The sequence below is a fragment of the Duganella sp. CF517 genome (genome assembly GCF_900110275.1).
Classification (GTDB): domain Bacteria; phylum Pseudomonadota; class Gammaproteobacteria; order Burkholderiales; family Burkholderiaceae_D; genus Rugamonas.
Genome location: NZ_FODC01000001.1, coordinates 569,056 through 592,156 on the forward strand (window position 1 = coordinate 569,056; position 23,101 = coordinate 592,156).

A 23,101-nucleotide genomic window follows, 5' to 3' on the forward strand; every position below is an offset into this window, starting at 1 on the left:
CGCGCAGCGTAGCATAGAAACGGCGGTTTTTGAACCAATTTATTGTCTAACGATCTAGTTAACGTACGCACGGGCAATATTTGAGCTACACTTGAGTTGATTTCCATAGGGTAATAACAGGCAAGTAACTATCATGGCGATATCTACCATCCACACTGCGGCCACTGGCCTGCAAGCCAGCGCCGGCGCGCTGGCCAACAGCGCGCATTCGGTCGCCAACATGAGCACCGCCGGCTTTCAACCGGCGCGCGCCTCGTTCCAGGAAAGCTCGCCAGCCGGCGGCGGCGTCACGCTGTCGGTCCAGGCGCGGCAGATGCAGTCGTCGGAAACCAGCGGCACCGACTTCGCCACCGAGGCCACCAACTCGCTGGTTTACAAAGCGCAGTTCGACCTGTCGGCCAAAGTGATACAGGCCGCCGACCAAAACCTCGGCACGCTGATCGACATCAAAGCTTGACAGGGTCTGGCCGAATCGGCACATTGGGGGCTTCCGAAAGGGAGACCATGACAACAGACCAAAAAATTGCGGCGCGGGCCGGATGAACGGCATAGGCGTCAACGCCGGTATCGACGTCGAGCAGGTGCTGGCATCGCTGCCGGACCGCATCAGCGGCATCCCGCGCCGCTGGTCCGCGCGCGCGCCGGAGGCGCCGGCGCTGCACGACGGCCGCCGGCACTGGAGCTACGCGCAACTGGCGGCGGCGGTCGATCAAACTTCCCGGCTGCTGCGCCAGCTCGATGTACGCGCCGGCGACCGCCTGATGGTGGTCGGCGAGAACTGCGCCGCCCAAGTGGTGCTGACCTTCGCCGCCGCCGACATCGACGCCTGGATCGTCCACGTCAATGGCCGCCTTTCCGCGCGCGAGGTCGACCAGATCCTCGGCCACAGCGGCGCGCGGCGCGTGATCTACACGTCGACACCAGCCTCCCCCGAAACCACGGCCCACGGCCGGCGCCACGGCGCCGAGCCGGCGCAGCCGCCCTTCGACGACCATCCTTGGATGATCGGCGCGTTACATGCCGGCGGCGCCCGGGAAGCGCCGCACGCCTCGCCGGAGCACCAGGTGGCGGCGCTGATCTACACCACCGGCACCACCGGCAATCCCAAGGGCGTGATGCTCACGCACCGCAACCTCTTGTTCATCGCCGCCATTTCGAGTACGCTGCGCGGCCTGACGCCGGACGACCGCGCCTACGGGGTGCTGCCGATCACGCACGTCTACGGCCTGGCCTCGGTCATGCTGGGCACCCTGTACGCGGGCGCCTGCCTGTACCTGTGTCCGCGCTTCACGCCCGATGCGCTGATCGCGGCGATCCGCGACGACCGCCTGACCATCCTGCAAGGCGTGCCGGCGATGTACGCGCGCCTGCTGGAGAAACTCGGGCGCGGCGACGACGGACTACCGCGCCGGCTGGAAAACCGGCTGCGCTTCGCCTACGCCGGCGGCTCGCCGCTGTCGCCCAGCCTGAAAACGCAGGTCGAGCACCTGCTGGGCGTGGCGCTGCACAACGGCTACGGCATGACCGAGACCTCGCCGACGGTGAGCCAGACGCGCCTGGACGCGCCGCGTGGCGACGCCTCGGTCGGCATGGCGATTCCGGGTGTCGAGGTGCGCGTGGTCGACAAGACGGGCGGCGACGTGGCCGCCGGCGCCGACGGCGAGCTATGGGTGCGCGGCCCGAACATCATGCTGGGCTACTACCGCGAGCCGGAACTGACGGCGGCGGCGATGCGCCCCGGCGGCTGGATCAACACCGGCGACATGGCGCGCCAGGAAGCCGACGGCGCGCTGTTCATCGTCGGCCGCACCAAGGAGCTGATCATCCGCTCCGGCTTCAACGTCTATCCGCTGGAAGTGGAGACGGTGCTCAACGCCCATCCGGCGGTGACGCAGTCGGCGGTGGTGGGCCGCGATTCGAAACAGGGCGACGGCAACGAGGAGGTGGTCGCCTTCGTCGAACTCGACCCGCGCCACGGCGGTTCGACCGCCGAGTTGACCATGGAACTACAGCAGTACCTGGCGGGCCGGCTGTCGCCTTACAAATGCCCGTCGGAGATCATCGCGATGCAAACACTGCCAGCTGCAACGACCGGCAAGATCTTGAAAGGACGGCTGCGGCAACTGGCACAAAAATAACCTAAATGGGTGGAGACGGTCATGAAAAAAATAATAGCGGCAGCGTCACTGATGGCGGCGGTGGCGGCAATCGGGTCGCGCGCGCAAGCGGAGGAATTCGTCGTCGGCGCGCAGTTGCCGCTGACCGGCACGCTGGCGCGGGTGGGCGCCGGCATGCAGGAAGGCGTGATGGTCGCCGCCGATGTCTTCAACAAGGGCAACGGCAAACACAAGATCAAAATCGTCACCATCGACGACGAGTCGGCGCCCGCCAAGGCGGTGGCGGCGGTGGAGAAGCTGGCCAGCGACGGCGCCATCGCCATCACCGGCGGCTACGGCTCCAATAACATCTCGCCCGCCTCCGACGCGGCCAACAAACTGGGACTGCCGTATATCACCTCCGGTGGCGTCGACGATAGCCTGGTCAACAGCGGCCGCAAGAATTTTTTCCGCATCAATAACACCGCCGGTTACGAGAAAGCCGTGCTGGGGACATTGGCCGAGATGGGCGCCAAGAGCGTCTCCATCGTCTTCTCGACCAAGGAAGCCACGTCCGACCTGGCCAACTCGGTGCAAAAGGCGCTGGCGGCCAAGGGCGTGAAGGCCACCGCGCATTCGTTCGACCCGGCCATCACCGACTTCAAGCCGATCGTCAACAAGATCCGCTTGCAGGACAAGTCCGAAGTGATTTTAATGGTCGGCTACGAGAACGACTACGTCGGCATCCTGCGCGCGGCGCGCGTGCTCAAGCCGCCCGTCAACGCGCTGATCGGCGTGTGGTCGCTGGCCACGCCGAAGATGGCGGCCGAATTCCCCGACCTGATGCCCAATGTGTTCGGGACCGCGCTGCTGCCCTTCCCCGCCACCTTCGACACGGCCGACGGCAAGGCTTTTGCCGCCGCCTACAAAGCCTTGTACAAAAAGGAGCCGGACTACCTGGGCCAGTTCGGCTACGTGCAATCGATGCTGCTGTTCGAGGCCATCGCGCGCGCCGCCGACAAGGGCACGGTCAAAAAAGGCGGCGTCGCCGAGGAGCTGCGCAAGACCGACCGCGAAACCCTGATCGGCCGCGTGCAGTTCGGCGCCAATGGCGACAACCTGAACTTCGTCCACCGCATGGCCCAGCATCAGGGCAAGAACATCGTCATCGTCTGGCCGGCGGCCAACGCCACCGGCAAGATGGTCTATCCGGGAAAGCCATGGTGATCCCGGACGGGGACACCCGCGCATGACGGACCTGATACTGCAGGCGCTGTATTCCGGCTTGCTCCAGGGCGGCTCCTACGCGCTGATCGCGCTGGGACTGGCGCTGGTGTTCGGCACCATGCGGGTGATCAACCTCGCCCACGGGGAGCTGGTGCTGCTGGCCGCCTACATCGCCTACACGGTGGAATCGGCGCTGGGACTCAATCCCGCATGGGCGATTCCGATCGCCGTGATCGTGGTCAGCCTGACGTCGGCCGGCGTGTACGGCATCGTCAGCCGCATCCGCCACGACCGCGAGATCAATTCGCTGATCCTCACCTTCGGCATCGGCGTGGTCATGACCAACCTGATCCTGCTGATCTGGAAGGCCGACGTGCGCTCGACCAGTTCCAGCTGGCTGCAGGAAGCGTTCGTCGTCGGCCCGCTGTACAGCATGCGCGGCGAAGCGGCGTTCTTCATCGTCAGCCTGCTGCTGATGGCGGCGTTGTGGTGGTGGCTGTCGCGCAGCTGGTATGGCCGCGCGCTGCGCGCCGTCTCCAGCAACCGCGAGGCGGCCAAGTTGATGGGGATTGCGCCGGGCCGCACGGAACTGGTGTCCTTCATCGTCGCCGGCATGCTGGCGGGATTCGCCGGCGTGGCGTTGTACAGCTACGGCGTGATCCAGCCGGCATATGGCGGCGCGCTGACCGTCAAGGCCTTCATCATCACCGTGCTGGCCGGCGTGGGTTCGATTCCCGGCGTGCTGCTCGGCGCCGTGCTGCTCGGCGTGGCCGAGGCGCTGACCGTCACCCTTGCCAGTTCGGCCCTGCAGGAGCTGGCCGGCATGTTGCTGTTCCTGCTGGTGCTGTTCGTGATGCCAAATGGCTTGATGGGCACAAGCCGGAGGCGCGGATGAGCGGCCGGTTCACGGCGGGACGCGGCTGGACGCCGTTCATCGCGCTGCTGGCCGTCGGCTACGTCGCCGTGCCGCTGCTGCTCGGAGCGAATCAGTACATCATGAGCATGCTGGTGGCGGCGCTGGTGATCGGCTGCGTGGCGCTGTCGTGGGCGTTGCTGGGCAATCTGGGCGGCATGGTCAGCTTCGGCCACAGCGCCTTTTTCGGCGTCGGCGCCTACGTCTCGGCCATCGTCACGCTCAAGGCGGGGATGCCGGTGCCGGCCGGGATGGCGCTGGGCGGGGCCGGCGCGGTGATCGCCTCGCTGGCGATGCTGCCGGTGCTGCGCCTGCGCGGCCCCTATTTCGCGCTGGCGATCCTGGCGTACGCCCACATTTTCCGCATCGTCGCCACCGAATGGACGTCGGCGACGGGTGGCTCGGGCGGCATCGGCAATATTCCGGTGCTGCCGGCGGTGCCACGGAGCTTGTTCGGCTTCGACATGGGCGGCAAGACCGGCGCCTACCTGGTCATCCTCACCATCGTGCTGCTGTTCGCGCTGGCCTTCCGCGCCATCCGCGCCAGCCACTACGGCCTGGCCCTGCGCGCCATGCACGGCAGCGAGGACGCAACCCGCGTGGTCGGCGTCAACAGCACGCTGCTCAAAGGCGTGATGCTGATGGTGTCGGCCTTCATGGCCGGCGTGGCGGGCGCGTTCAACGCCCATTACCTGAATTTCCTCGAACCGGATTACGCGTTCTCCGGGGTCTGGGTGACGCTGCCCATCGTCGCCGCCATCTTCGGCGGCTACCGCACCATCGCCGGACCGGTGCTCGGCGCGCTGGTGGTGTATCTGCTCGACCAGCTGGTGTTCAAGGCACTGATCCCGACCGGCCATCAACTGGTGCTGGGAGGCCTGCTGGTCGCCATGATCATCTTCAGTCCCACCGGTCTGCTGCCGCTGCTGCAAAAGTCCGCATCCAAGCCAGGAAGGAACGACCATGCTTGAACTGAACAACCTCTCGGTGCGCTTCGGCGGCCTGACGGCGGTCAACAACGTCACGCTCAACGTCGGCAGCGGCGACGTGGTTGGACTGGTCGGTCCCAACGGCGCCGGCAAGACCACGCTGTTCAACGCCATCTCGGGGCTGGTGCGCACGACGGGCGGCAGCATTCGTTTCGATCGCCACGACGTGCTGCGCACGCCCCTGTACCGGCGCGCGCGGCTCGGCATCGGCCGCACCTTTCAGGTGCCGCAGCCAATGCATGAGCTGACGGTGCGCGAGAACCTGATCGTCGCGCAGCGCTTCGGCGCGGAGAAAATCGATACGCGGCAGATCGACGAGATCCTGGAGTTCACCAGCCTGGCCGACAAGGCCGCGCGCGACGCCTCCACCGAACTGTCGCTGACCGAGTTGAAGGCGCTGGAGGTGGCGAAGGCGCTGGCGACGTCGCCCAAGCTGCTGCTGCTCGACGAAGTACTGGCCGGGCTGGAGACCACGGGCAAGCGCCGCTTCATGGAGATGCTCAGGGAGATGCATACGCGCTTCGGGGTCGGCATCGTCATGATCGAGCACGATATCGAGACCATCAGCGCCTTGTGCGCGCGGGTGGTGGTGCTCAACTTCGGCCAGTTGATCGCCGACAGCACGCCGGATGCCGTCTTCCGCGATCCGGAGGTGATGCGCAGTTATACCGGGACCACGGTTGGAGCCGGCAATGCTTGAACTGGACCGGGTGCGCGCCGGTTATGGCGCCATCAATGTGCTGTGGGACGTGTCGATGCGCGCGCAGGCCGGCGAGCTGACGGCCATCATCGGACCGAATGGCGCCGGCAAGACCACCTTGCTGCGCACCATCATGGGACTGCTGCAGGTGAACGGTGGCGAGGTCCGTCTCGATGGCAACCGGTTGAACGGCACGCCGACCTGGCATATGGCCGACCATGGGGTGGCGCTGATCACCGAGGACCGTTTGACCTTCCGCGACATGAGCGTCGAGGAGAATCTGATCATGGGCGCATATCATCCGTCGCACCGGGCGCACGTCAAAGCGCGGCTGGAGAAGTCGTACCTGATGTTTCCCCGTCTGCGCGAGCGGCGGGCGCAGTTGGCCGGTTTGCTGTCGGGGGGCGAGGCGCAGATGCTGGCGATGGCGCGCGCTTTGATGTCCGAGCCGCGCCTGTTGATTGTCGACGAGCCGTCGCTGGGATTGGCGCCGGTGATCGTCAACGAGGTGTTCGAGACGCTGGAGCGGCTCAAGGCCGGCGGGCGCACCATTATTCTGGTCGAGCAGAATACGGAACGGGCGATCGGCATCGCCGATCATGTTTACCTGATGCAGAGCGGGAAAGTCGTGCTGTCGCAGCGGGCGCGGGAAGTCAGCCTCGATCGTGTGAACCAGCTGTATTTCGCGCGCTAGAAGAAGCCGGGCGATGCCTCATCTGGGAACTGTCCGGATGCGGGCTGAAAAATCCTCGGCCTTGTCGGCGGCGCGGGCGCGTTCGGTGATATGTGCGTTCCGGCGCAGCGCCTCGAAATTCTGCTCGCCGGCCAACGCGCCGATATCGAACATATACCGGTCCAGGTAACCCGAAGCCAGAAGGCGCCAGTCGAACGGCAATCCCGGATCGATGCGGCGCGCCATCTCGAAAATGATCGTGGTGCAGTTGGCCGTCAACGTATTGTAGAAACGCGGCTCGCGCTTGAGCGTCGCGCCCTCCTCCAGATACGCCAGGAACAACGAGCGCATCGCCTCGGGCGGCATCTTCAACCGGTACAAATACATGTCCTCGCCGCGCGCGTTGGTGCGCACCCGCAGGATATCGCGTTCGTCGGCGGCGATCAGCACCGTCTCGAAACCCTTGAAAAACCCGGCGATCGCGTCGAAGCTCTCGCCGCGCTGCTTGCGGATCTCGATCGAGAACGTCAGATAGCGGCCATCGGCAAAGCCGAACGACACCAGCGTGTGCGCGATCGCGGGCCCCATCCAGTAGGACATGGCCACATCGACCGAACGCAGTCGATCCAGGTCGTAGCTGCGCGCTTCCCAGCGCTGCGTGTAGTCGGTATCGCTGCGCCAGTCGAAATTACGCACCTGGTCCAGAGTGACCACGCTACCTTGCACCTGGCCAGTGACCATGCGCGACACGTCGTCGGCCCACACGCGGTTGTGCGTCGGCTGCAAGGTGCTCCACCAGGCCATCAGCGCGATCATCGCGGCCAGCCATGGCAGCGCCACGCGCCCGTCGCGCTTGCGCCACCACAGCACCAGCGTGACGACGGCGCCCACGCCCCACGCCACCACCACCGGCAGCCGCAGGACGGGCAGCTGAAACCACAGTGCCAGCCCGCCCCATGTAGCGAACACCGACAGCACCACCGACGCCAGCACGCGTGCGGCGATACGAAGATTATTTTTATTCATGCCCAATTATATGGGCTGCCACTTCAATCCTCGTGTTCGTCTTTGCCGCTGCCGCACCCGATCTGGACGCATATCAGTTTTACTGCAATACTCAATACCATGCCGATTATTCCGATAAGCTCCAACATGGCGGTTCCGTAAATGAAGAAGAGACGCTTCACTTTAACGGCGCCGCCCTATTCAAGCCAATATCAAATACGGCGGCCATCTATCTCGAAACGGCATACACGGTGATATCGCTTAAACAGTTCAAATACTTCGTTGAAATCGTCGAGGCGGGAAGTTATTCGCGCGCGGCCGAAAAGCTGTACGTCGCCCAGTCGGCGCTGAGCCGCCAGATCAAAGAACTGGAAGACGAGCTGCAAACGCAGTTGCTGACGCGCGACTCGCGCCATATCGAGCTGACACCGGCCGGCCAGTTGTTCTTCGAGCGCGGCAAGCGCATCCTCGACGACATCGACGACACGGTGGTGCAGGCGCGCCAAGTGGGACTCGGCGCGCGCGGCGTGATCCGGCTTCAGCATTCAAGCTCGGTGATCCTGACGCCCGCCCTGACCGCCGCCATTGCCAGGCTGCTCGACCAATTCCCGGGCGTGACCCTGGAAGTGTCGATGGCGCCGTCGGAAAACCAGACACTCGATATCGAGGAAGGCCGCGCCGACATCGGCCTGATCCGCCTGCCGACCTTGCGCAAATATCCGCACATCCACGTGCGCGAAGTGTCGACCGAGCGGCTGATGGTGGCGGTATCGCACAACTCGCCGCTGGCCGCGCTCGACAACGTCGAACTCGCCAGCCTGAGCAAGGAAAAGTTCATCTCGATCCCGCACAAGGACCGTGGCGGCCTGAGCTACCTGGTCGCCAACCTCTGCCTGGAGCAGGGTTTCTTTCCGATGCCGGCGCGGGCGCTGTCGCGCAAATCGTCGCAACTGAGCCTGATCGCGGCCGACCTGGGCATCGCCATCGTTCCCGAATGCATGCGGTTGATGGCGCCGGCGGACGTGCGTTTCGTGCCGCTGGCAAACGGCAAGTTGCTATCGTCCGTCGGCCTGGTCTGCCTGCGCGAGGCCGATCCGCTGGTGGCCGGTTTCGCCGACGCCTTGCTCGCTTTCGTGAAGTCCGACAGTTGTAAGGATTTGTGAAGCGGGCGACCGCCGACGCCGGTGTATGGCACACTGGCATCATGTCAACAGTAAATCGAGGGACAGCATGAGCACCGGGCCGGACGATAAGGACATCATTGACGTACCGCCAGAAGACGTGCACGTGCAGCAAACGCCACACCGCCGCGCCAGCGACCACGAGCGCCGCTCGGCGCGTCCCGAGGTCGGCACGCCCCGCTATCTCGATCCGGGCGACAACGTCTTCAGCCTGTGGGGCCGGGTCATCATGGCGCGCTACCGCCGGGTCGCCGCCTCGGTCACCCGCCACATCATCCAGCGGCCGCTGCACATCGGCGTCTCGGCGCGGATTTTCCACCCGGAAGCGGGCGCCACCGGGCTGCGCAGCAAGAACCTTCAATATCTGGAGGAATCGATCGCGCAGTGGGTCATGTCGCGCGACGTGCTGGTGTTCATGATCCCGACGGTCAACACCGACGGCCTGCTGCACCCTTCCAACATCCGCCTGCGCGACTACGCGCGCCACCTCGACGGCCTGGTGCTGCAGGGCGGCGCCGATGTGTCACCGCAGAGTTATTCGGAAACGCCGACCCGGCCGGAATGGGGCGGCGACCGCGCGCGCGACATGTACGAGCTCGAGTTGTTGCACGAGTTCGTCGAGGCCGGCAAGCCGGTGCTGGGCATTTGCCGTGGCTGCCAGCTGATCAATGTGGCGTTCGGCGGAACCTTGTACCAGGATATCGCTTCGGACGTGCCGGATTCGCTGGCGCACGTGAACGATGACTACGACCGCAACCGGCATGAGATCAGCTTCCCGGCGGGGTCGTCGTTGAGCAAACTGTTCAAGGGACATCAGACCGGCTTGGTCAATTCGATCCACCATCAGGCCGTCAAGACGCTTGGCCGCGACATGGTGGTGGAGGCGTTGTCGGTGCCGGATAATATGGTGGAGGCGATCCGGTATCGCAAGGCGCCGTTCGTGATGGGATTGCAGTGGCACCCGGAGTTCCACAGCGCCGGCGGCGTCGAGCTGCTCGACTGCACCGGGATTTTGGATAACTTTCTGCGCGTGGCGCGGGAGACGCGGTTTTAGAGCTAGATTTGCGGGTGGGCCGCAGGCGGATCGTGGCGGCTTGCGGCATTCCGCCTGGTCCGCCGCCATCCGCCAACACCGCCGATTATCGGCCGCGGAACCGCTGAATCGCCGCGTCGACCATGCCCTCGGCGCTACCGCTACGATCGAACTGCTGGCGCAGATAATGCGCGTCGCTGCCCTCGTGCGTGACCTGCATCAGGTGCTGCAAACCGGCCGTGGCGCCTAGTTTGGCGCCATACGGCTCCATCTTGCGCAGGGTGGTCAGGATATCCTCGCGCAGCGACAGGCTCTCGTAACTCTTCGGATGCACCAGCGTGCCATCCAGTCCGAAACGGCAGGCCTGGAAGCGGTTGTAGTTATACACCAGATAGTCATCCTCGGCCGGCGCCTCTTCCCGGCGCTCCAGCAGATAGCTGCACAACGATTGCAGATAGACCGCCAGCGCGGCCGCCCGTTCCACCGTCAGCGGCGTGTCGCACACGCGCAGCTCGATGGTGCCGAATTCCGGCTTGGGGCGAATATCCCAGTAAAAGTCCTTCATGCTCTTGATCACGCCGGTGTGTTCCATCTTGGCGAAGTACTCGTTCTCGAAGCTCGCCCAGTTCTGCACGAACGGCGCGCGTCCGCTCATCGGAAACGCGAACACCGAATTCAGACGCGCGGAGTTGAACAGCGTGTCGTTCCCCTGCACGTACGGCGACGATGACGACAGCGCGATGAAGTGCGGCACGTAGCGGCTGAGCGAATGCAGCAGGAACAGCGCGTCGTCGCCGTTGGCGCAGCCGATGTGCACGTGCTGGCCGAAGATCGTAAACTGCTTGGCCAGATAGCCGTACAGCTCCGACACTTCCTTGAAGCGCGGCTTGGAGAAGATCTTCCGGTCCGACCATTTCTGGAACGGGTGCGTGCCGCCGCCGCAAATACCGATGTTCAGTTGTTCGCCGGCCGTGACCAGGGTGTCGCGGATCAGCTGCAACTGCGCCACCAGTTCGGTGTGATTGGTGTGCACGTCGCTGTTAATCTCGATCATGCTCTCGGTGATTTCAGGCGTGACGTTGCCGGGGAACGGCTTGCGTCCCAACAGGTGCAGCAGGTCCGGGCTGGACGCCGTCAAGTCGTAGTCCGAAAGGCTGATCAGCTGGAGCTCGAGCTCCACGCCCATCGTCAGCGGTTGCGATGTGTTGAACGGTTCTAATGGCATTTACTTTTCCTCCTTGATCTGGGTTTCATTGGCCCAGATCAGCGCACGTTGCGTGACGATCGGTCCGACCACTTCCAGCAGCAGCGTCATCGCCGCCAGCGCCGCCAGTTCGTCGACCAGCACAATCCCCATGTATTTGGTTTGTTCGAGCAGCAGCGTGACGAACACCGACATCGGCGCCAGCGCGACGCCGGTCAGCACGCCTTTGCGCCACGAGATGCCGCCGACCTTGGCGAAAGCGGCAACACTGGCCGTCTTGACCAGGAAGCGCGCCAGCAGCAGCACGATGCCCAGGCCCGCGCCATCGACCACGCGCTCCCACTCCAGGGTGGAGACGGCGAACACGAACAGCAGCACCGTCAGCAATTCGCCGATGCCACCGAAATTGCGTTCGGTGCGGCTGAAGGCGACGCGGCTATGGCGCGCGGCCAGGCCGAAGGTCAACGTGGCCAGCACCGGCGAAACATCGAAGGCGCCGGCGCCGGCGACCAGCAGCACCACGCCAAGCGCAAAGGCGACGGTGCCGTCCTGCGCCAGCGCGCCGAGGCGGCGCAACAGGGCCGGGACCACAAAGCCCATCAACGCGCCCATCACGGCCGACACCACCAATTCGATCAGGCTATGCGAAATCGCCTGCGGCAGGCTGCCGGACGTCTGGAATACCCAGAAGCCCACCACCACCTTGAAGACGAACACCGCCAGCACGCAGTTGATCGCGACCAGGTGCAGCACGCGCTCGGTGACCTGGCCGGAGCTGTTCTGCTCATTGATCACGCGCAGCACGCCGGCCGGCGATGTCGACATGGCCAGCGACGCCAGCAACAGCGACGTCAGCGACGGCATGCCGGTCAGATAAGCGATGAAATAAACCGCGGCGAAAGTGGCCGCCGATTCCGCCAGGCCGCTGACCGCGATCCACGGATTAATTCTGAGCCAGCGCAGATTGATGCGGTAGCCGAATTCAAACAGTATCAGTCCGAACGCCAGATTGGCCAGGGTGGTGACGGTGCTGGAGGCGCCGCTGCTGAGCGCGGCGGGGAACGCTTGCGCAAGTAAGAATCCGACGATGCCGTAGACGCTGATGCGTGGCAGCTTAGTCCAGCGATGCAGAAATTCTCCCGACAGCCAAGCCAGCGCGATCGCGAACGGCCAGCCCAAATCGGCCATGATGACCTGAATATCCGGCATGTACTTCTCCTCTGTAAACCATACTTCGATTATTATGGCCGATAAACCGCACCACGACTGTTCGCTAGGGAACATAGGAAAAACCACATGCTTGAACTAATCAGTGAACACGCCTGCTTCGGCGGCACCCAGCGTTTCTACCGCCACGACTCGCGCGAGATCGGCCTGCCGATGCGCTTTTCGGTCTTCATTCCGGAGCGCCAGGAAGGCGATCAAAGCCGCATGCCGGCGCTGTTCTACCTCGCGGGGCTGACCTGCAACGAAGAGACCTTCATGACCAAGGCCGGCGCGCAGCGCGCGGCGGCGCAGGCGGGGCTGATCCTCGTCGCGCCGGACACCAGCCCGCGCGGCGCCGGTGTCGCCGGCGAGGCGGACAGCTGGGATTTCGGCGTCGGCGCCGGCTTCTATCTGGACGCCACGCGTGAGCCGTGGTCGCGGCACTACCGCATGTACAGCTACATCCACGAGCTGCGCGAGCTGGTGGTCAATGAGCTGCCGGTCGACGGCGCGCGCCTCGGCATCTTCGGCCACTCGATGGGCGGCCACGGCGCGCTGACGATGGCGCTGAAACGGCCGGACGTGTTCCGCTCGGTGTCGGCGTTCGCGCCGATCGCGGCGCCGACCAAGTGCCCATGGGGCCACAAGGCGTTCAACGGCTATCTCGGCGACGACACCGCCGCGTGGGCGCAATACGACGCCAGCCTATTGATGGCCGATCTGAAAACGCCCTTCCCGGCCGGCATCCTGATCGACCAGGGACTGGGCGACAAATTCCTGGCCGAGCAGCTGTATCCGGAGGCGTTCGAGGCAGCCTGCCGCAGCGCCGCGCAGCCGCTGGAGCTGCGGCGGCATGCGCGTTACGACCATGGCTACTACTTCATCTCGACGTTCATGGAAGACCACATACGCTTCCACGCCCGCAACCTCGCTACAGTTTGATTTCGGTTCCGAGCACGCGCAGGAACTGGCCGAGCCACGCGGGGTGCGCCGGCCACGCGGGCGCGGTGACGAAGTTACCGTCGGTGACCGCCTGGTCGACCGCGATGTCGGCGTACTCGCCGCCGGCCAGTTTGACTTCCGGCGAACAGGCCGGGTAGCACGAGATTTTTTTGCCGCGTATGACCTCCGCCGCCGCCAGCAATTGCGCGCCGTGGCACACCGCCGCTATCGGCTTGGACGCGGCCGCGAACTCCTGGACGATGGCGATCACGCGCGGATTGAGGCGCAGGTACTCGGGCGCGCGGCCGCCGGCGATCATCAGCGCGTCGTACTTGGCCACGTCGACGTCGTCGAAGCTGGCGTTGAGCGCGAACAGGTGGCCCGGCTTTTCGGTGTAGGTCTGGTCGCCTTCGAAATCGTGAATCGCGGTCTTGATGGTGTCGCCAGACTTTTTGCCGGGGCAGACCGCGTGCACCGTGTGCCCAACCATCTGCAGCGCCTGGAACGGCACCATGGTCTCGTAGTCTTCCGCAAAATCGCCCGTCAGAAACAGAATTTTCTTAGCTGCCACGGTATGTCCTTTCGAGAACGGGTTATATGAAAAAAGGGCCGCGACGTCGCCGTCACGGCCCTTCGATACTACCCTGATTCGTTCGCGGACGCTGGTGGTGACGCTTAGGCGGCTGCGCCGGCGGCCTTGGCGATCACCGTGCGGATGGTGCCCGCCAGGTCCTCGGCCGAGAACTTGGCCACATACGCGTCGGCGCCCACGCCCTTGACATGGTCCTCGTTGGTCTTGCCCGACAACGAGGAGTGGATCACCACCGGAATCTTGGAGAAGCGCGCGTCCTGCTTGATCAGGCGAGTCAGCGTGAAGCCGTCCATCTCCGGCATCTCCAGATCGGTCAGCACCATGGCCACGCGGTCGGTGATGGCCACGCCTTCGGCCTTGGCGCCGTCGGCGATATGCTGCAGGCGCTCCCACGCCTCCTTGCCCGACTTGGTCATGATGAAGTGCACGCCCATCGCATCGAGACCTTTTTCGATCAGGTTGCGCGCGACCACCGAGTCGTCGGCCGCCAGGATCACGGCGCCCGGTTTCAGCAGCACTTTCGGGCCGATGGTTTCCGGATCGACGTCCTTGCCTTCCGGCGGCACCAGCTCGCGCAAGATGGTTTCGACGTCGAGCACCTGCGCCAGGCGGGTGTTCTGCACGTCGCCGTCGACGCGCGCGATACTGGTCACTTTGCCGCCGGCCGTGCCTTCGGCGGTCAGCACCTGGCTCCAGTCCAGGCGCACGATTTCATCCACCGATTCGACCGCGAACGCCTGCGTGGTGCGCGCGAATTCGGTGACCAACATAATATTCAGACCGGTTTTTGGGGTCACACCCACGATGCCCGGCAAATCGAGCACCGTAATGATTTGACCGCGCAGATTGACGACGCCCAGCATATGTGGCGGGGATCCGGCCACTGCGGTTACTTCCGGCATCGCGACGATCTCGCGGATTTTGAAGACGTTAATACCAAACAACTCGGAATGTTGACCGTTGGCGTCGCCGCCCAAACGGAACAGCAGCAGTTCGAACTTGTTGGAATTTGTTAAATTACTGCGCTCATCCACTTCCTGCTGAACTGATTTCATAGATTGTTCTCCACTGGGGTCCGCTGATAGGAAATGGCCCACGGCGGGCTTGCTTCCATTGCGTTTCCAGTATAGCGGGAGCAACACGCTTGCGTCACATTTTGGGCCCCAGGATATTGATTTAAAGCACGATATACAACGGTTGTGGGTCGGAGAAGCGCAAAACATTGCCAATAAAAAAAGAAACCTCATGGGTTTCTTTTTGCAAGCATATAACTAGTTTCTTGATGGTGAGCCGGATCGGAATCGATGGTCACAAAGGAATTCTGGAGCGGGAGAAGAGTCTCGAACTCTCGACCTCAACCTTGGCAAGGTTGCGCTCTACCAACTGAGCTACTCCCGCATGGAGAGGCCAGATTATGACAGAAAGATTCCCGCTTGACCAGTGCTCGCCGCCAACTTTTTACGGGACGGGCGATAGTGTAAGCTTGGTAGCGGTTTGCAATGGAAAAGGATGGGAATGGATTCAATCGAAGTTGTGTTGGCGATGCTGTTGGCGGTGGTGGCCAGCGCCTATATCAAGCGGCTGCTGCCGCCGGCGATACCGCTGCCGTTGGTGCAGATCGCGCTGGGAGCGCTGATCGCCGCCAAGTCGTCGCACGGCGTGGACCTGGAACCGGAGCTGTTCTTCCTGGCCTTCCTGCCGCCGCTGCTGTTCCTCGACGGCTGGCGCATACCCAAAAGCGGCCTGCTGCGCGACAAGGGCACGATCCTGGAGCTGGCCCTGGGCCTGGTGATCTTCACCGTCGTCGGCGCCGGCTTCCTGATCCACTGGCTGATTCCCGCGATGCCGCTGCCGGTCGCCTTCGCGCTGGCGGCCATCATCTCGCCGACCGATCCGATCGCGGTCAGCTCGATCGCCTCCAACACGCCGATCCCCAAACGCCTGATGCACATCCTCGAGGGCGAATCGCTGCTCAACGACGCCAGTGGCCTGGTGTGCTTCCGCTTCGCCGTCGCCGCCGCGATGACCGGCAGCTTCTCGGTCGGCACGGCCGCCATCACCTTCGTCTGGCTGGTGGTGGCCGGCATCGGCGCCGGCGTCGGCGTCACCCTGGCCGTGACGTGGGCGCAGCGCTGGCTGTCGCGCCGCTTCGGCGAGCCGACCGGGTCGCCGATCCTGGTCAATCTGCTGCTGCCGTTCGGCGCCTACCTGGTGGCCGAGCGCCTGCACGGCTCCGGCATCCTGGCCGCCGTCGCCGCCGGCGTGACGATGAGCTACGTGGAGTTGAGCGGCCACGCGCTGGCCAACACCCGCATCCAGCGCTCCGCCGTGTGGGATACGGTGCAGTTCGCGCTCAATGGCGTGATGTTCGTGCTGCTCGGCGAGCAACTGCCCGACATCTTCCGGGGCGCCAGCCTGTCGATCATGGAAAGCGGCCACCTTAACCCGTGGTGGCTGGTCATCTACGCCTTCGCCATCACCGCCGGCCTGCTGGTGCTGCGCATGGCATGGGTGTGGGCCTCGCTGCGGCTGACCATCTTCAAGCAGAAGATCCGCCAGCAGGATCGCCAGAAAATCAATCCGCGCCTGCTGCTGGCGACCACCCTGGCCGGCGCGCGCGGCACCATCACCCTGGCCGGCGTGCTGACGTTGCCGCTGGCCCTGCCCAGTGGCGCACCCTTCCCGGCGCGCGCGCTGGTCATTTTCCTGGCCTGTTCGGTGATCCTGATTTCGCTGCTGACCGCCAGCATCGCCCTGCCACGCCTGTTGTCTGGCATGACCTTCCCGGCCGAGCCGGAGGAACAGCAGGAGGAAGACCTGGCGCGGCGCGAAGCGGCCAACGCGGCGATCACCGCCATCGAGAAAACGCAGGTCTCGCTGATGGCGGCGGAAACCTGCATCGACCCCGAGGTCTATCCGCATGCGGCGGCGCGCGTGATCGCGTTCTACGAGCATCGGCTCAGCGAGGTGGACCGGGATGACGACTCGGAGTGGCGCAAGACCGACCATGCCGAGAACGAGCTGCGGCTGGCGGCGCTGGCGGCCGAACGGCGCGCGGTCTTCGACCTGGCCCGCACCGACCGCATTTCCGACGCGATCTCGCGTAAACTGGTACGCGAGATCGACTTGATGGAAACGCGCTACCGCTGACAGCCAACCATGCGACCCACACGCACACAAACCATCATCGCGGTCGCCTGGGTCCTGTTCTGGCTCCTGATGACCACCACCGCCGTGCAGGAATACCTGCGCGACAACGATCACGGCGTGTGGAAGCCGATACTGTGGGAGACCTCGTCGGCCTTCACCGGCAGCGTACTGCTCATCCTCCAGCGTTATTTCACGCGCCGGCACGACCACCTGATTTCATCGCCGCTGCGCTGGTTCTCCCGCCAGCTCGTGTGGCTGCCGATCTACTGGGTCGCGTTCGTACCGATCGCCTTCGGCATCCGGCACGTGGTCTACCGCCTGGCCGGCGAAACGTATGCGCACCACGCGTGGCCGCAGGTGTATCTGTACGAAGACGTGAAGATGACGGTGTTCTTCTTCATCTTCGCCAGTATCACCTTCGGCGTGCTCTCGTACCACGCGATGATGAACGAAAAGCTGCGGGTCGAGCGTGTCAACGCCTCGCTGCGGGAAGCGCAGCTGCTTCGCCTGACGCAGCAACTGCAGCCGCACTTCCTGTTCAATGCCCTCAACACCATCTCGTCGCTGATGCACAGCGACGTCGCGCGCGCCGACGCGATGCTGATCCAGCTGGCCGACGTACTGCGCGCCACGCTCGACGTGGGCGAGCAGCACCAGGTGCCGCTGGAACTGGAGCTGCGGCTGTTGCGCGGCTACGCGGCGCTGATGAGCGAACGTTTTTCGGACCGTGTGCACATCGCCTGGCAAATCGACGACTCGCTGCTGGCCTGCCCGGTCCCGGTCATGAGCATGCAGCCGCTATTGGAAAACATCTTCAAGCACACCGTCGAACGGCGTCGCCAAAGCACGGCGATCCACATCTCCGTCAGCCGCGAGCAGGGTGTCATCGTGGTGCGGCTGGAAGACGACGCCGGCGTACTGCCCGGCGCCGACGTGAAGACGGAGGGCGCGTCCGGCATCGGCGTACGCAACCTGCGCCAGCGCCTGGCCGGGTTGTACGGCGAGCGCGCATCGTTCAACCTGATACAGCTCGCGCCGGCCGGCGTGCGGGCGGAAATGCGACTGCCATGCCGATTGCCTTACGCATCCTGATCGTCGACGACGAGCGCCCCGCGCGCGACAAGCTACGTCGCATGCTGGCGCTGGAACCGGACATCGGCGCCATCGAGGAGGCGCGCGACGGTGTCGAGGCGCTGGAATTGCTGCCCGCCTTCGCCCCGGACGTGCTGCTGCTCGATATCCAGATGCCCGAGATCGGCGGACTCGATGTCGCCGCCTCGCTGCCGTCGCCCGCGCCGCTGGTGGTGTTCGTCACCGCCTACGACGAATACGCGATCCGCGCCTTCGACGCCAACGCCATCGACTACCTGCTCAAGCCTTACGACCAACAGCGGCTGCACCGGGCGCTGCGGCGGGTGCGCGAGCGGCTGGGCGCCACGGCGCCCACGGCGCCCTCGCCCTCGCCCGAGCCGCTACCCGCCATCACCCAGTTGCTGGTGCCGGAGCGCGGCGGCACGCGCATCGTCAAGGTCGAACAGATCCAGTGGATCGAGACGGCCGATAATTACGTCGTGCTGCACACCGCCGACGGCGATCCGCTGATGCGGCAAACGCTGGCCGGCCTGGTGGAAAAACTCGGTCCGCGCTTCCTGCGCTGCCACCGCCGAGCGGCGGTGCAACTGGACTGGATACGCAGCGTCCAGCCGCTGGACAAGGGTGACTGCGAACTGGTGCTGCGCAGCGGCGCCCGCGTGCCGTGCTCGCGCCAATACCGCGCGGATTTGATGCAGCGCCTGCAAGATGGCGGCATCGGCTAGACGACCCATTCGTGCGCCTGGACAGACCCCATCCTGCTAGCCTTCCAGGGCGACCAACAACGATCGGGAGTCAGTCATGCACAGCCTGCAAAAGATCACCCCATGCCTCTGGTTCAACGACCGCGCCGAGGAAGCGGCCGAGTACTACGTCGGCATCTTCCGCAACGCCAAACTTTGCGAAATCTCGCGCTATCCCGAGGCCGGCAAGGAACACCACGGCCACGAAGCGGGCAGTGTCATGACCGTTGCCGTGGAACTCGACGGCCAGCGCTTCACGCTGATGAACGGCGGCCCGCAGTTCCAGTTTTCCCCGGCGGTATCGTTCCAGATCAATTGCGAAAGCCAGGACGAAATCGACTATTTCTGGGAACGCCTGGCCGAAGGCGGCGCCCCGGAAGCCCAGGAATGTGGCTGGCTGGCGGACAAGTTCGGCGTGTCGTGGCAGGTCGTGCCGACGATACTCACCTCCATGATCGTCGACCCGGATCCGGAAAAATGCGGCCGCGTCATGGCGGCGCTGCTGGACATGAAAAAACTCGATATCGCCGGGCTGAAGAAAGCCTACGCGGGACCATGAGCCGCGTTCACAACCGGCTCGCCCCGGCGGCATCCCGCTTCGCCCCATCGCGCTGGACGCGCCCGGGGCGCGCTACCTAAACTGGCTCCATCGCACCTACGACGAGAGCCGGCCATGCACAACCCCGATAACAATCGCCTGTACTTCCTCGACTGGATACGCATCATCGCGTTTTTCCTGCTGATCCTGTACCACACCGGCATGTATTACGTGACGTGGGACTGGCATGTCAAAAGCCCCGACGCCAGCCACGCCATCGAGCCGTTGATGATCCTGTCCTCGCCTTGGCGGCTGGGATTGTTGTTCATGATTTCCGGCGTCGCCAGCGCCTTCATGCTGCAAAAAATCCGCGTCGGCGCGCTGCTTGGGCAACGCAGTTGGCGCCTGCTGGTGCCGCTGGTGTTCGGCATGCTGGTGATCGTGCCGCCGCAGGCATACCTGGAAGTCGTTGAGAAAGTGGCGTACAAGGGTGGTTACGGCGAATTCATGCACTTGTATATCACCGGCTACAAGGGATTTTGCCGTGGCGGCGATTGCCTCGACATGCCGACCTGGAACCACCTGTGGTTTGTCGCCTACCTGTGGGTGTATACGATGCTGATCGGCGGCCTCGCCTGGCTGGCCGGTCCGCGCCTGCAATCCTGGTCCAACGCGCTGGGTCGGCAACTGACGGGCTGGAAGATCATCGTTTTGCCGGTGATCGGATTGGCGATCGCCCGCTTCGCGCTGGCCGATCGTTTTCCGACCACGCATGGACTGGTCGACGACTGGTATAACCACGCGCAGTCTTTCTACCTGTTCTTGCTGGGCGCCCTGCTGGCGACGCAACGCGGATTCTGGGCGAACGTGGAACGGCTGCGCTGGACCAGTCTCGGATTGTGGCTGGCAAGTTGGGCGGCGATCGTCTGCTACTACTCGATACCCGAGGCGCAGGCGGCGCTGCCGGCCGTCGCGCAGTGGAAGCCGGTGATGCGACTGGTGTATTGCCTGTGCCAGTGGGCACCGATCATGGCCGTTTGCGGGTTTGGCCACCGTCATCTGGCGTTCGACAGCGCCAAGCGGCGGTATCTGACCGAGGCTGTGTTCCCGGTCTACATTCTGCACCAGACGTTGATTGTTGTGATGGCGCATAGCTTCAAGCCGCTCAAACTGGCGCCGGTGACCGAAGGGTTGATCCTGGTCGTGCTGACGTTTTGCATCAGCTTTGGCGTGTTCGAGGTGGTGCGGCGGATTGCCGTGTTGCGCCCGTTGTTCGGGTTGGGCCGGCGGCCGGCCAGGGTGCGGGACGGCTACCGGGCGCGGGCGGCCACGGCCTAAAAAGACTGTAAAACTCCGATCGCAAGGGCGGGGGCGGCTGCGCTTTCACTTCACGAACGTCAGCGTATGCTTGGCCGGACCTGGCAACAGCGGCGATTCGCGTCCAGCAATCCAATCCTCGCGACCGCCGAGGAAATTCGGCGACAGGGGATGACCGCTCTGCCCTGCCGGCATGTTAAAGATGCCTTCCTGCTCGCGCCCCGGCGTCACCGTCATGCGCTCCGACTGGCCGAACGTCGGCCCGGCCACCCGCGGCATGTGCTGGTCGCCCGACAGCATGTCCGGCGCCACCTTCAGGAAGCGGCCGACCACCGGCAGCGCCGACGCCATCGGATGCGCGCTGGCGGCGGTATTGCGCTTGCCCCAGGTGGCCTCCGACAACGGCTTGCCGTCCCTGGTCAGGTCGGCGATCACCCGGTCCAGCGCGGTCAGTTGCAAGGCCTGCCAGTCGGCGAACTGCGGCGGCAGCCATCCCGGCGGCTGCGCGTCCAGCAGGCGCGCCAGCACCACCGGCCAGCGCGCGCTGACGGCCGCCATATTGGCCTTCGGGTCGAGCGCGGCCATCTGCTGGTCGGCGTTTTCGAACAGGATGTCGTACAGCGCATACATATAGGCGCGTGTGATGCGGTAGCCCACCGAGTCGACACTGGCCCTGCCGGTCCAACTGGTTTTCAGCAGCTCCAGCGCCTCGGCGCGGCGCGGATGGTCGGCGACCGCCTTGCCGTCGAGCGCCGCGATGGCGCGCCTGCGCCACGGCGTCAGGAACACCGCGCGGTCGTCCAGCGCGATGGCGTAGACCTTCTGGACGTCGGTCTTGGCGCCCAGCGCCGTCAGATCCTCGCGCACCTGGTGTGTGCGCGCGCCCAGATCGAAGCCGCCGTCGCCGAGCAACTGCGCGCCGGCGCCGGCCAGCTGACGGCTGTTGGCGGTGGCCAGCTGGCCGCTGGCGGGATTGACCACCTTCGGATACTCGGCCGGCGTCAGCCAGCCGTCCCACACGCCGGCCTTGTCGTCGGCGCTCAATGGATAGGTGATCTCCACGCCGGCCGGCGCGCGGCGCGGCAGCGGACCGGCGACGGTCCAGCCGATATTGCCCTTGTCGTCGCCACCGACGAAATTCTGCGCCGGAATGCCCAGCGTCGGCGCGATCGCCAACGCCTGGTCCAGCGTATCGGCCGATTCGAGCTGCCGCGCGTTGACGTTGACGGCGGCCAGCGTGTGCGCGGTCCAATGGACCGCATAGCTGCGGCCCATCGCCTCGCGGATCGGGCCGAGCGAGGTTTCGCGCACCAGCAGGGTCTCGGCCGGCGCGCCCTTGACCAGGATGGTCTCCTCGTGCACCGATGGCGTCTCCCAACCGCTTTGCGTGAGCACCTGCCCCGGCTTGGCCGGATCGGCTTCGAGCGCGATCAGATCCAGATAATCGCCATAGCTGTTGGTGAAGCCCCAGGCCACATGGCCGTTACTGCCGGCCACCACCACCGGCGTGCCGGGCAAGGTGACGCCGACCACGCGGCGCTGGCCGCCCCTGGCGTCGGGGAACTGCAAGGCGGCGCGGTACCAGATGGCGGGCAGCTGTATGCCCAGATGCATATCGTCGGACACGATGGCGCCGCCGCTGGCGCTGCGGCTGCCGGCCACCGCCCAGTTGTTGCTGCCGACGGTGTTGAGCATTTCGGCGGGCAAAGGCGCGAACGCCGTCTTCGACAACGGCGCCGTGCCGGCCGTTCCGGGTTTGCCCCACCACGCCGGCGCCGCCGCCGGAATCGGTGGCGGTTCGCCCGCCACCTGGTCGGCATTGAGCGGCGCGTCCCATTGCGTCGATTCGGGCGCCAGGAAGGCGCGCTGCTCCTCGGACGCGTGCTCGGCAAACCAGCCGCGCGCCAGTTCGCGCGGCAGCAGGTTCCCTTGCAGGTCGAAATACATCGCCCAGATCACCAGTAGCGAATCGGTGGCCGACCAGGCGCGCGGCGGCACGCCCACCAGCGCATACTCGAACGGCTTGGTGCTCAACGCGCCCAGGCCGGCGTTGACGCCGGCGGCGTAGCGCTCCAGCAGCGCGCGGTCCGGCGCCGACAGGGACTTCAATGCCAGGTCGGCGCGGGCGCGGAAGCGGTGAAACCGGCGCGATTTATCCATCGGCAGCGCGCGCGCGCCAAACAGTTCGGACAACTCGCCGGCCGCGGCGCGGCGCAGCAAATCCATCTGGAAGTAGCGCTCCTGCGCATGCACAAAGCCGGTGGCATAGGCGACATCGAGCCGGCTGCCGCCGCTGATGACCGGCACGCCACGCTCGTCGCGCGCGACGCTGGCGGTGGTTTCCAGCCCCGCCGCCTGGCGGGTGCCGTCCAACTCGGCCAGGCTGCCGCGCAGATACCACCACCCCGCCGCCGCCACGATCGCCAGCAGCGCCACAGCGGCCGCCAACACACGTCCCGACCACACCGCCAGCCTGTTATTGCGCATCGTTGTACCTTTA

The 23,101-nt window shown here is 64.9% G+C and carries 21 protein-coding genes and 1 tRNA gene; 15 read left to right on the forward strand and 7 right to left on the reverse strand.

Translation table 11 applies throughout. From position 1 onward, the window contains the following. Window positions 1-133: 133 nt before the first annotated feature. From BMX85_RS02385 to BMX85_RS02415, 7 genes are all read left to right on the forward strand, one after another. Window positions 134-457, forward strand: coding sequence for a flagellar basal body rod C-terminal domain-containing protein (locus tag BMX85_RS02385; protein WP_090314080.1), 324 nt, complete (start codon window positions 134-136; stop codon window positions 455-457). Between the two features lie 82 nt (window positions 458-539). Next, entirely contained in the window at window positions 540-2,138 is a 1,599-nt protein-coding gene (locus BMX85_RS02390; RefSeq protein WP_090314081.1) for a class I adenylate-forming enzyme family protein, read from the forward strand. A gap of 21 nt (window positions 2,139-2,159) precedes the next feature. Then, entirely contained in the window at window positions 2,160-3,323 is a 1,164-nt protein-coding gene (locus BMX85_RS02395; RefSeq protein ID WP_090314082.1) for an ABC transporter substrate-binding protein, read from the forward strand. Between the two features lie 22 nt (window positions 3,324-3,345). After that, on the forward strand, window positions 3,346-4,218 hold the full coding sequence (locus BMX85_RS02400) for a branched-chain amino acid ABC transporter permease (RefSeq protein WP_090314083.1): 873 nt from the start codon (window positions 3,346-3,348) through the stop codon (window positions 4,216-4,218). Beyond that, window positions 4,215-5,207 carry a branched-chain amino acid ABC transporter permease gene (locus BMX85_RS02405; protein ID WP_090314084.1) on the forward strand — a complete coding sequence of 331 codons (993 nt, stop codon included), beginning with the start codon at window positions 4,215-4,217 and terminating at the stop codon, window positions 5,205-5,207. The genes BMX85_RS02400 and BMX85_RS02405 overlap by 4 nt, the downstream gene beginning before the upstream one ends. After that, window positions 5,200-5,925: an ABC transporter ATP-binding protein gene (locus tag BMX85_RS02410; RefSeq protein ID WP_090314085.1), complete on the forward strand. Its 726-nt coding sequence runs from the start codon at window positions 5,200-5,202 to the stop codon at window positions 5,923-5,925. Before BMX85_RS02405 ends, BMX85_RS02410 begins: the two co-directional genes overlap by 8 nt. Next, window positions 5,918-6,619: an ABC transporter ATP-binding protein gene (locus tag BMX85_RS02415; RefSeq protein ID WP_090314086.1), complete on the forward strand. Its 702-nt coding sequence runs from the start codon at window positions 5,918-5,920 to the stop codon at window positions 6,617-6,619. The genes BMX85_RS02410 and BMX85_RS02415 overlap by 8 nt, the downstream gene beginning before the upstream one ends. An 18-nt stretch (window positions 6,620-6,637) precedes the next feature. On the opposite strand, the gene BMX85_RS02420 is transcribed toward BMX85_RS02415, so the two are convergent. After that, window positions 6,638-7,624, reverse strand: a complete 987-nt coding sequence (locus BMX85_RS02420) for an Lnb N-terminal periplasmic domain-containing protein (RefSeq protein WP_090314087.1) — start codon at window positions 7,622-7,624, stop codon at window positions 6,638-6,640. 230 nt (window positions 7,625-7,854) lie between these two features. On the opposite strand from BMX85_RS02420, the gene BMX85_RS02425 reads away from it, so the two are divergent. After that, complete coding sequence (locus tag BMX85_RS02425; RefSeq protein ID WP_090314088.1) at window positions 7,855-8,766, forward strand: LysR family transcriptional regulator; 912 nt, start codon at window positions 7,855-7,857, stop codon at window positions 8,764-8,766. A gap of 67 nt (window positions 8,767-8,833) precedes the next feature. Then, window positions 8,834-9,838 carry a gamma-glutamyl-gamma-aminobutyrate hydrolase family protein gene (locus BMX85_RS02430; RefSeq protein ID WP_229210253.1) on the forward strand — a complete coding sequence of 335 codons (1,005 nt, stop codon included), beginning with the start codon at window positions 8,834-8,836 and terminating at the stop codon, window positions 9,836-9,838. An 85-nt stretch (window positions 9,839-9,923) separates the two neighbouring features. Here BMX85_RS02430 and BMX85_RS02435 read toward each other — a convergent pair whose 3' ends face one another. Both BMX85_RS02435 and BMX85_RS02440 read right to left on the reverse strand, forming a co-directional pair. Then, on the reverse strand, window positions 9,924-11,042 hold the full coding sequence (locus BMX85_RS02435; protein WP_090314089.1) for a YbdK family carboxylate-amine ligase: 1,119 nt from the start codon (window positions 11,040-11,042) through the stop codon (window positions 9,924-9,926). Beyond that, complete coding sequence (locus BMX85_RS02440) at window positions 11,043-12,230, reverse strand: cation:proton antiporter (protein WP_090314090.1); 1,188 nt, start codon at window positions 12,228-12,230, stop codon at window positions 11,043-11,045. It lies immediately after the preceding gene. Window positions 12,231-12,317: 87 nt separating this feature from the next. On the opposite strand from BMX85_RS02440, the gene fghA reads away from it, so the two are divergent. After that, window positions 12,318-13,169: an S-formylglutathione hydrolase gene (gene fghA / locus BMX85_RS02445; RefSeq protein ID WP_090314091.1), complete on the forward strand. Its 852-nt coding sequence runs from the start codon at window positions 12,318-12,320 to the stop codon at window positions 13,167-13,169. Here the strand turns inward: fghA and BMX85_RS02450 are convergent. The 3 genes from BMX85_RS02450 to BMX85_RS02460 all read right to left on the reverse strand — a co-directional run bounded on the left by BMX85_RS02450 (window position 13,159) and on the right by BMX85_RS02460 (window position 15,159). Then, the gene (locus tag BMX85_RS02450; protein WP_090314092.1) at window positions 13,159-13,740 is read right to left on the reverse strand and encodes a DJ-1/PfpI family protein; all 582 of its coding nucleotides are present in this window, start codon (window positions 13,738-13,740) and stop codon (window positions 13,159-13,161) included. The two genes, fghA and BMX85_RS02450, sit on opposite strands and share 11 nt — an antisense overlap. 104 nt (window positions 13,741-13,844) lie before the next feature. Further along, complete coding sequence (locus BMX85_RS02455; RefSeq protein WP_090314093.1) at window positions 13,845-14,816, reverse strand: chemotaxis protein; 972 nt, start codon at window positions 14,814-14,816, stop codon at window positions 13,845-13,847. 267 nt (window positions 14,817-15,083) lie between these two features. Further along, window positions 15,084-15,159: transfer RNA gene (locus tag BMX85_RS02460), tRNA-Gly, on the reverse strand. A gap of 117 nt (window positions 15,160-15,276) precedes the next feature. Between BMX85_RS02460 and BMX85_RS02465 the strand changes: the two genes are divergently transcribed. The 5 genes from BMX85_RS02465 to BMX85_RS02485 all read left to right on the forward strand — a co-directional run bounded on the left by BMX85_RS02465 (window position 15,277) and on the right by BMX85_RS02485 (window position 20,622). Continuing rightward, window positions 15,277-16,911, forward strand: coding sequence for a Na+/H+ antiporter (locus BMX85_RS02465; RefSeq protein WP_090314094.1), 1,635 nt, complete (start codon window positions 15,277-15,279; stop codon window positions 16,909-16,911). Window positions 16,912-16,920: 9 nt separating this feature from the next. Beyond that, window positions 16,921-18,003 (forward strand): sensor histidine kinase, encoded by a 1,083-nt coding sequence (locus BMX85_RS02470; protein WP_090314095.1) that lies wholly within the window; start codon window positions 16,921-16,923, stop codon window positions 18,001-18,003. After that, the gene (locus tag BMX85_RS02475; protein ID WP_090314096.1) at window positions 17,979-18,728 is read left to right on the forward strand and encodes a LytR/AlgR family response regulator transcription factor; all 750 of its coding nucleotides are present in this window, start codon (window positions 17,979-17,981) and stop codon (window positions 18,726-18,728) included. The genes BMX85_RS02470 and BMX85_RS02475 overlap by 25 nt, the downstream gene beginning before the upstream one ends. 76 nt (window positions 18,729-18,804) lie before the next feature. Continuing rightward, window positions 18,805-19,305 (forward strand): VOC family protein, encoded by a 501-nt coding sequence (locus tag BMX85_RS02480; protein ID WP_090314097.1) that lies wholly within the window; start codon window positions 18,805-18,807, stop codon window positions 19,303-19,305. A 114-nt stretch (window positions 19,306-19,419) separates the two neighbouring features. Continuing rightward, window positions 19,420-20,622: an acyltransferase family protein gene (locus BMX85_RS02485; protein WP_090314098.1), complete on the forward strand. Its 1,203-nt coding sequence runs from the start codon at window positions 19,420-19,422 to the stop codon at window positions 20,620-20,622. Window positions 20,623-20,667: 45 nt separating this feature from the next. Here the strand turns inward: BMX85_RS02485 and BMX85_RS02490 are convergent, their stop codons facing one another. Then, window positions 20,668-23,088, reverse strand: a complete 2,421-nt coding sequence (locus BMX85_RS02490; RefSeq protein WP_090314099.1) for a penicillin acylase family protein — start codon at window positions 23,086-23,088, stop codon at window positions 20,668-20,670. Between the last annotated feature and the right edge of the window lie 13 nt (window positions 23,089-23,101).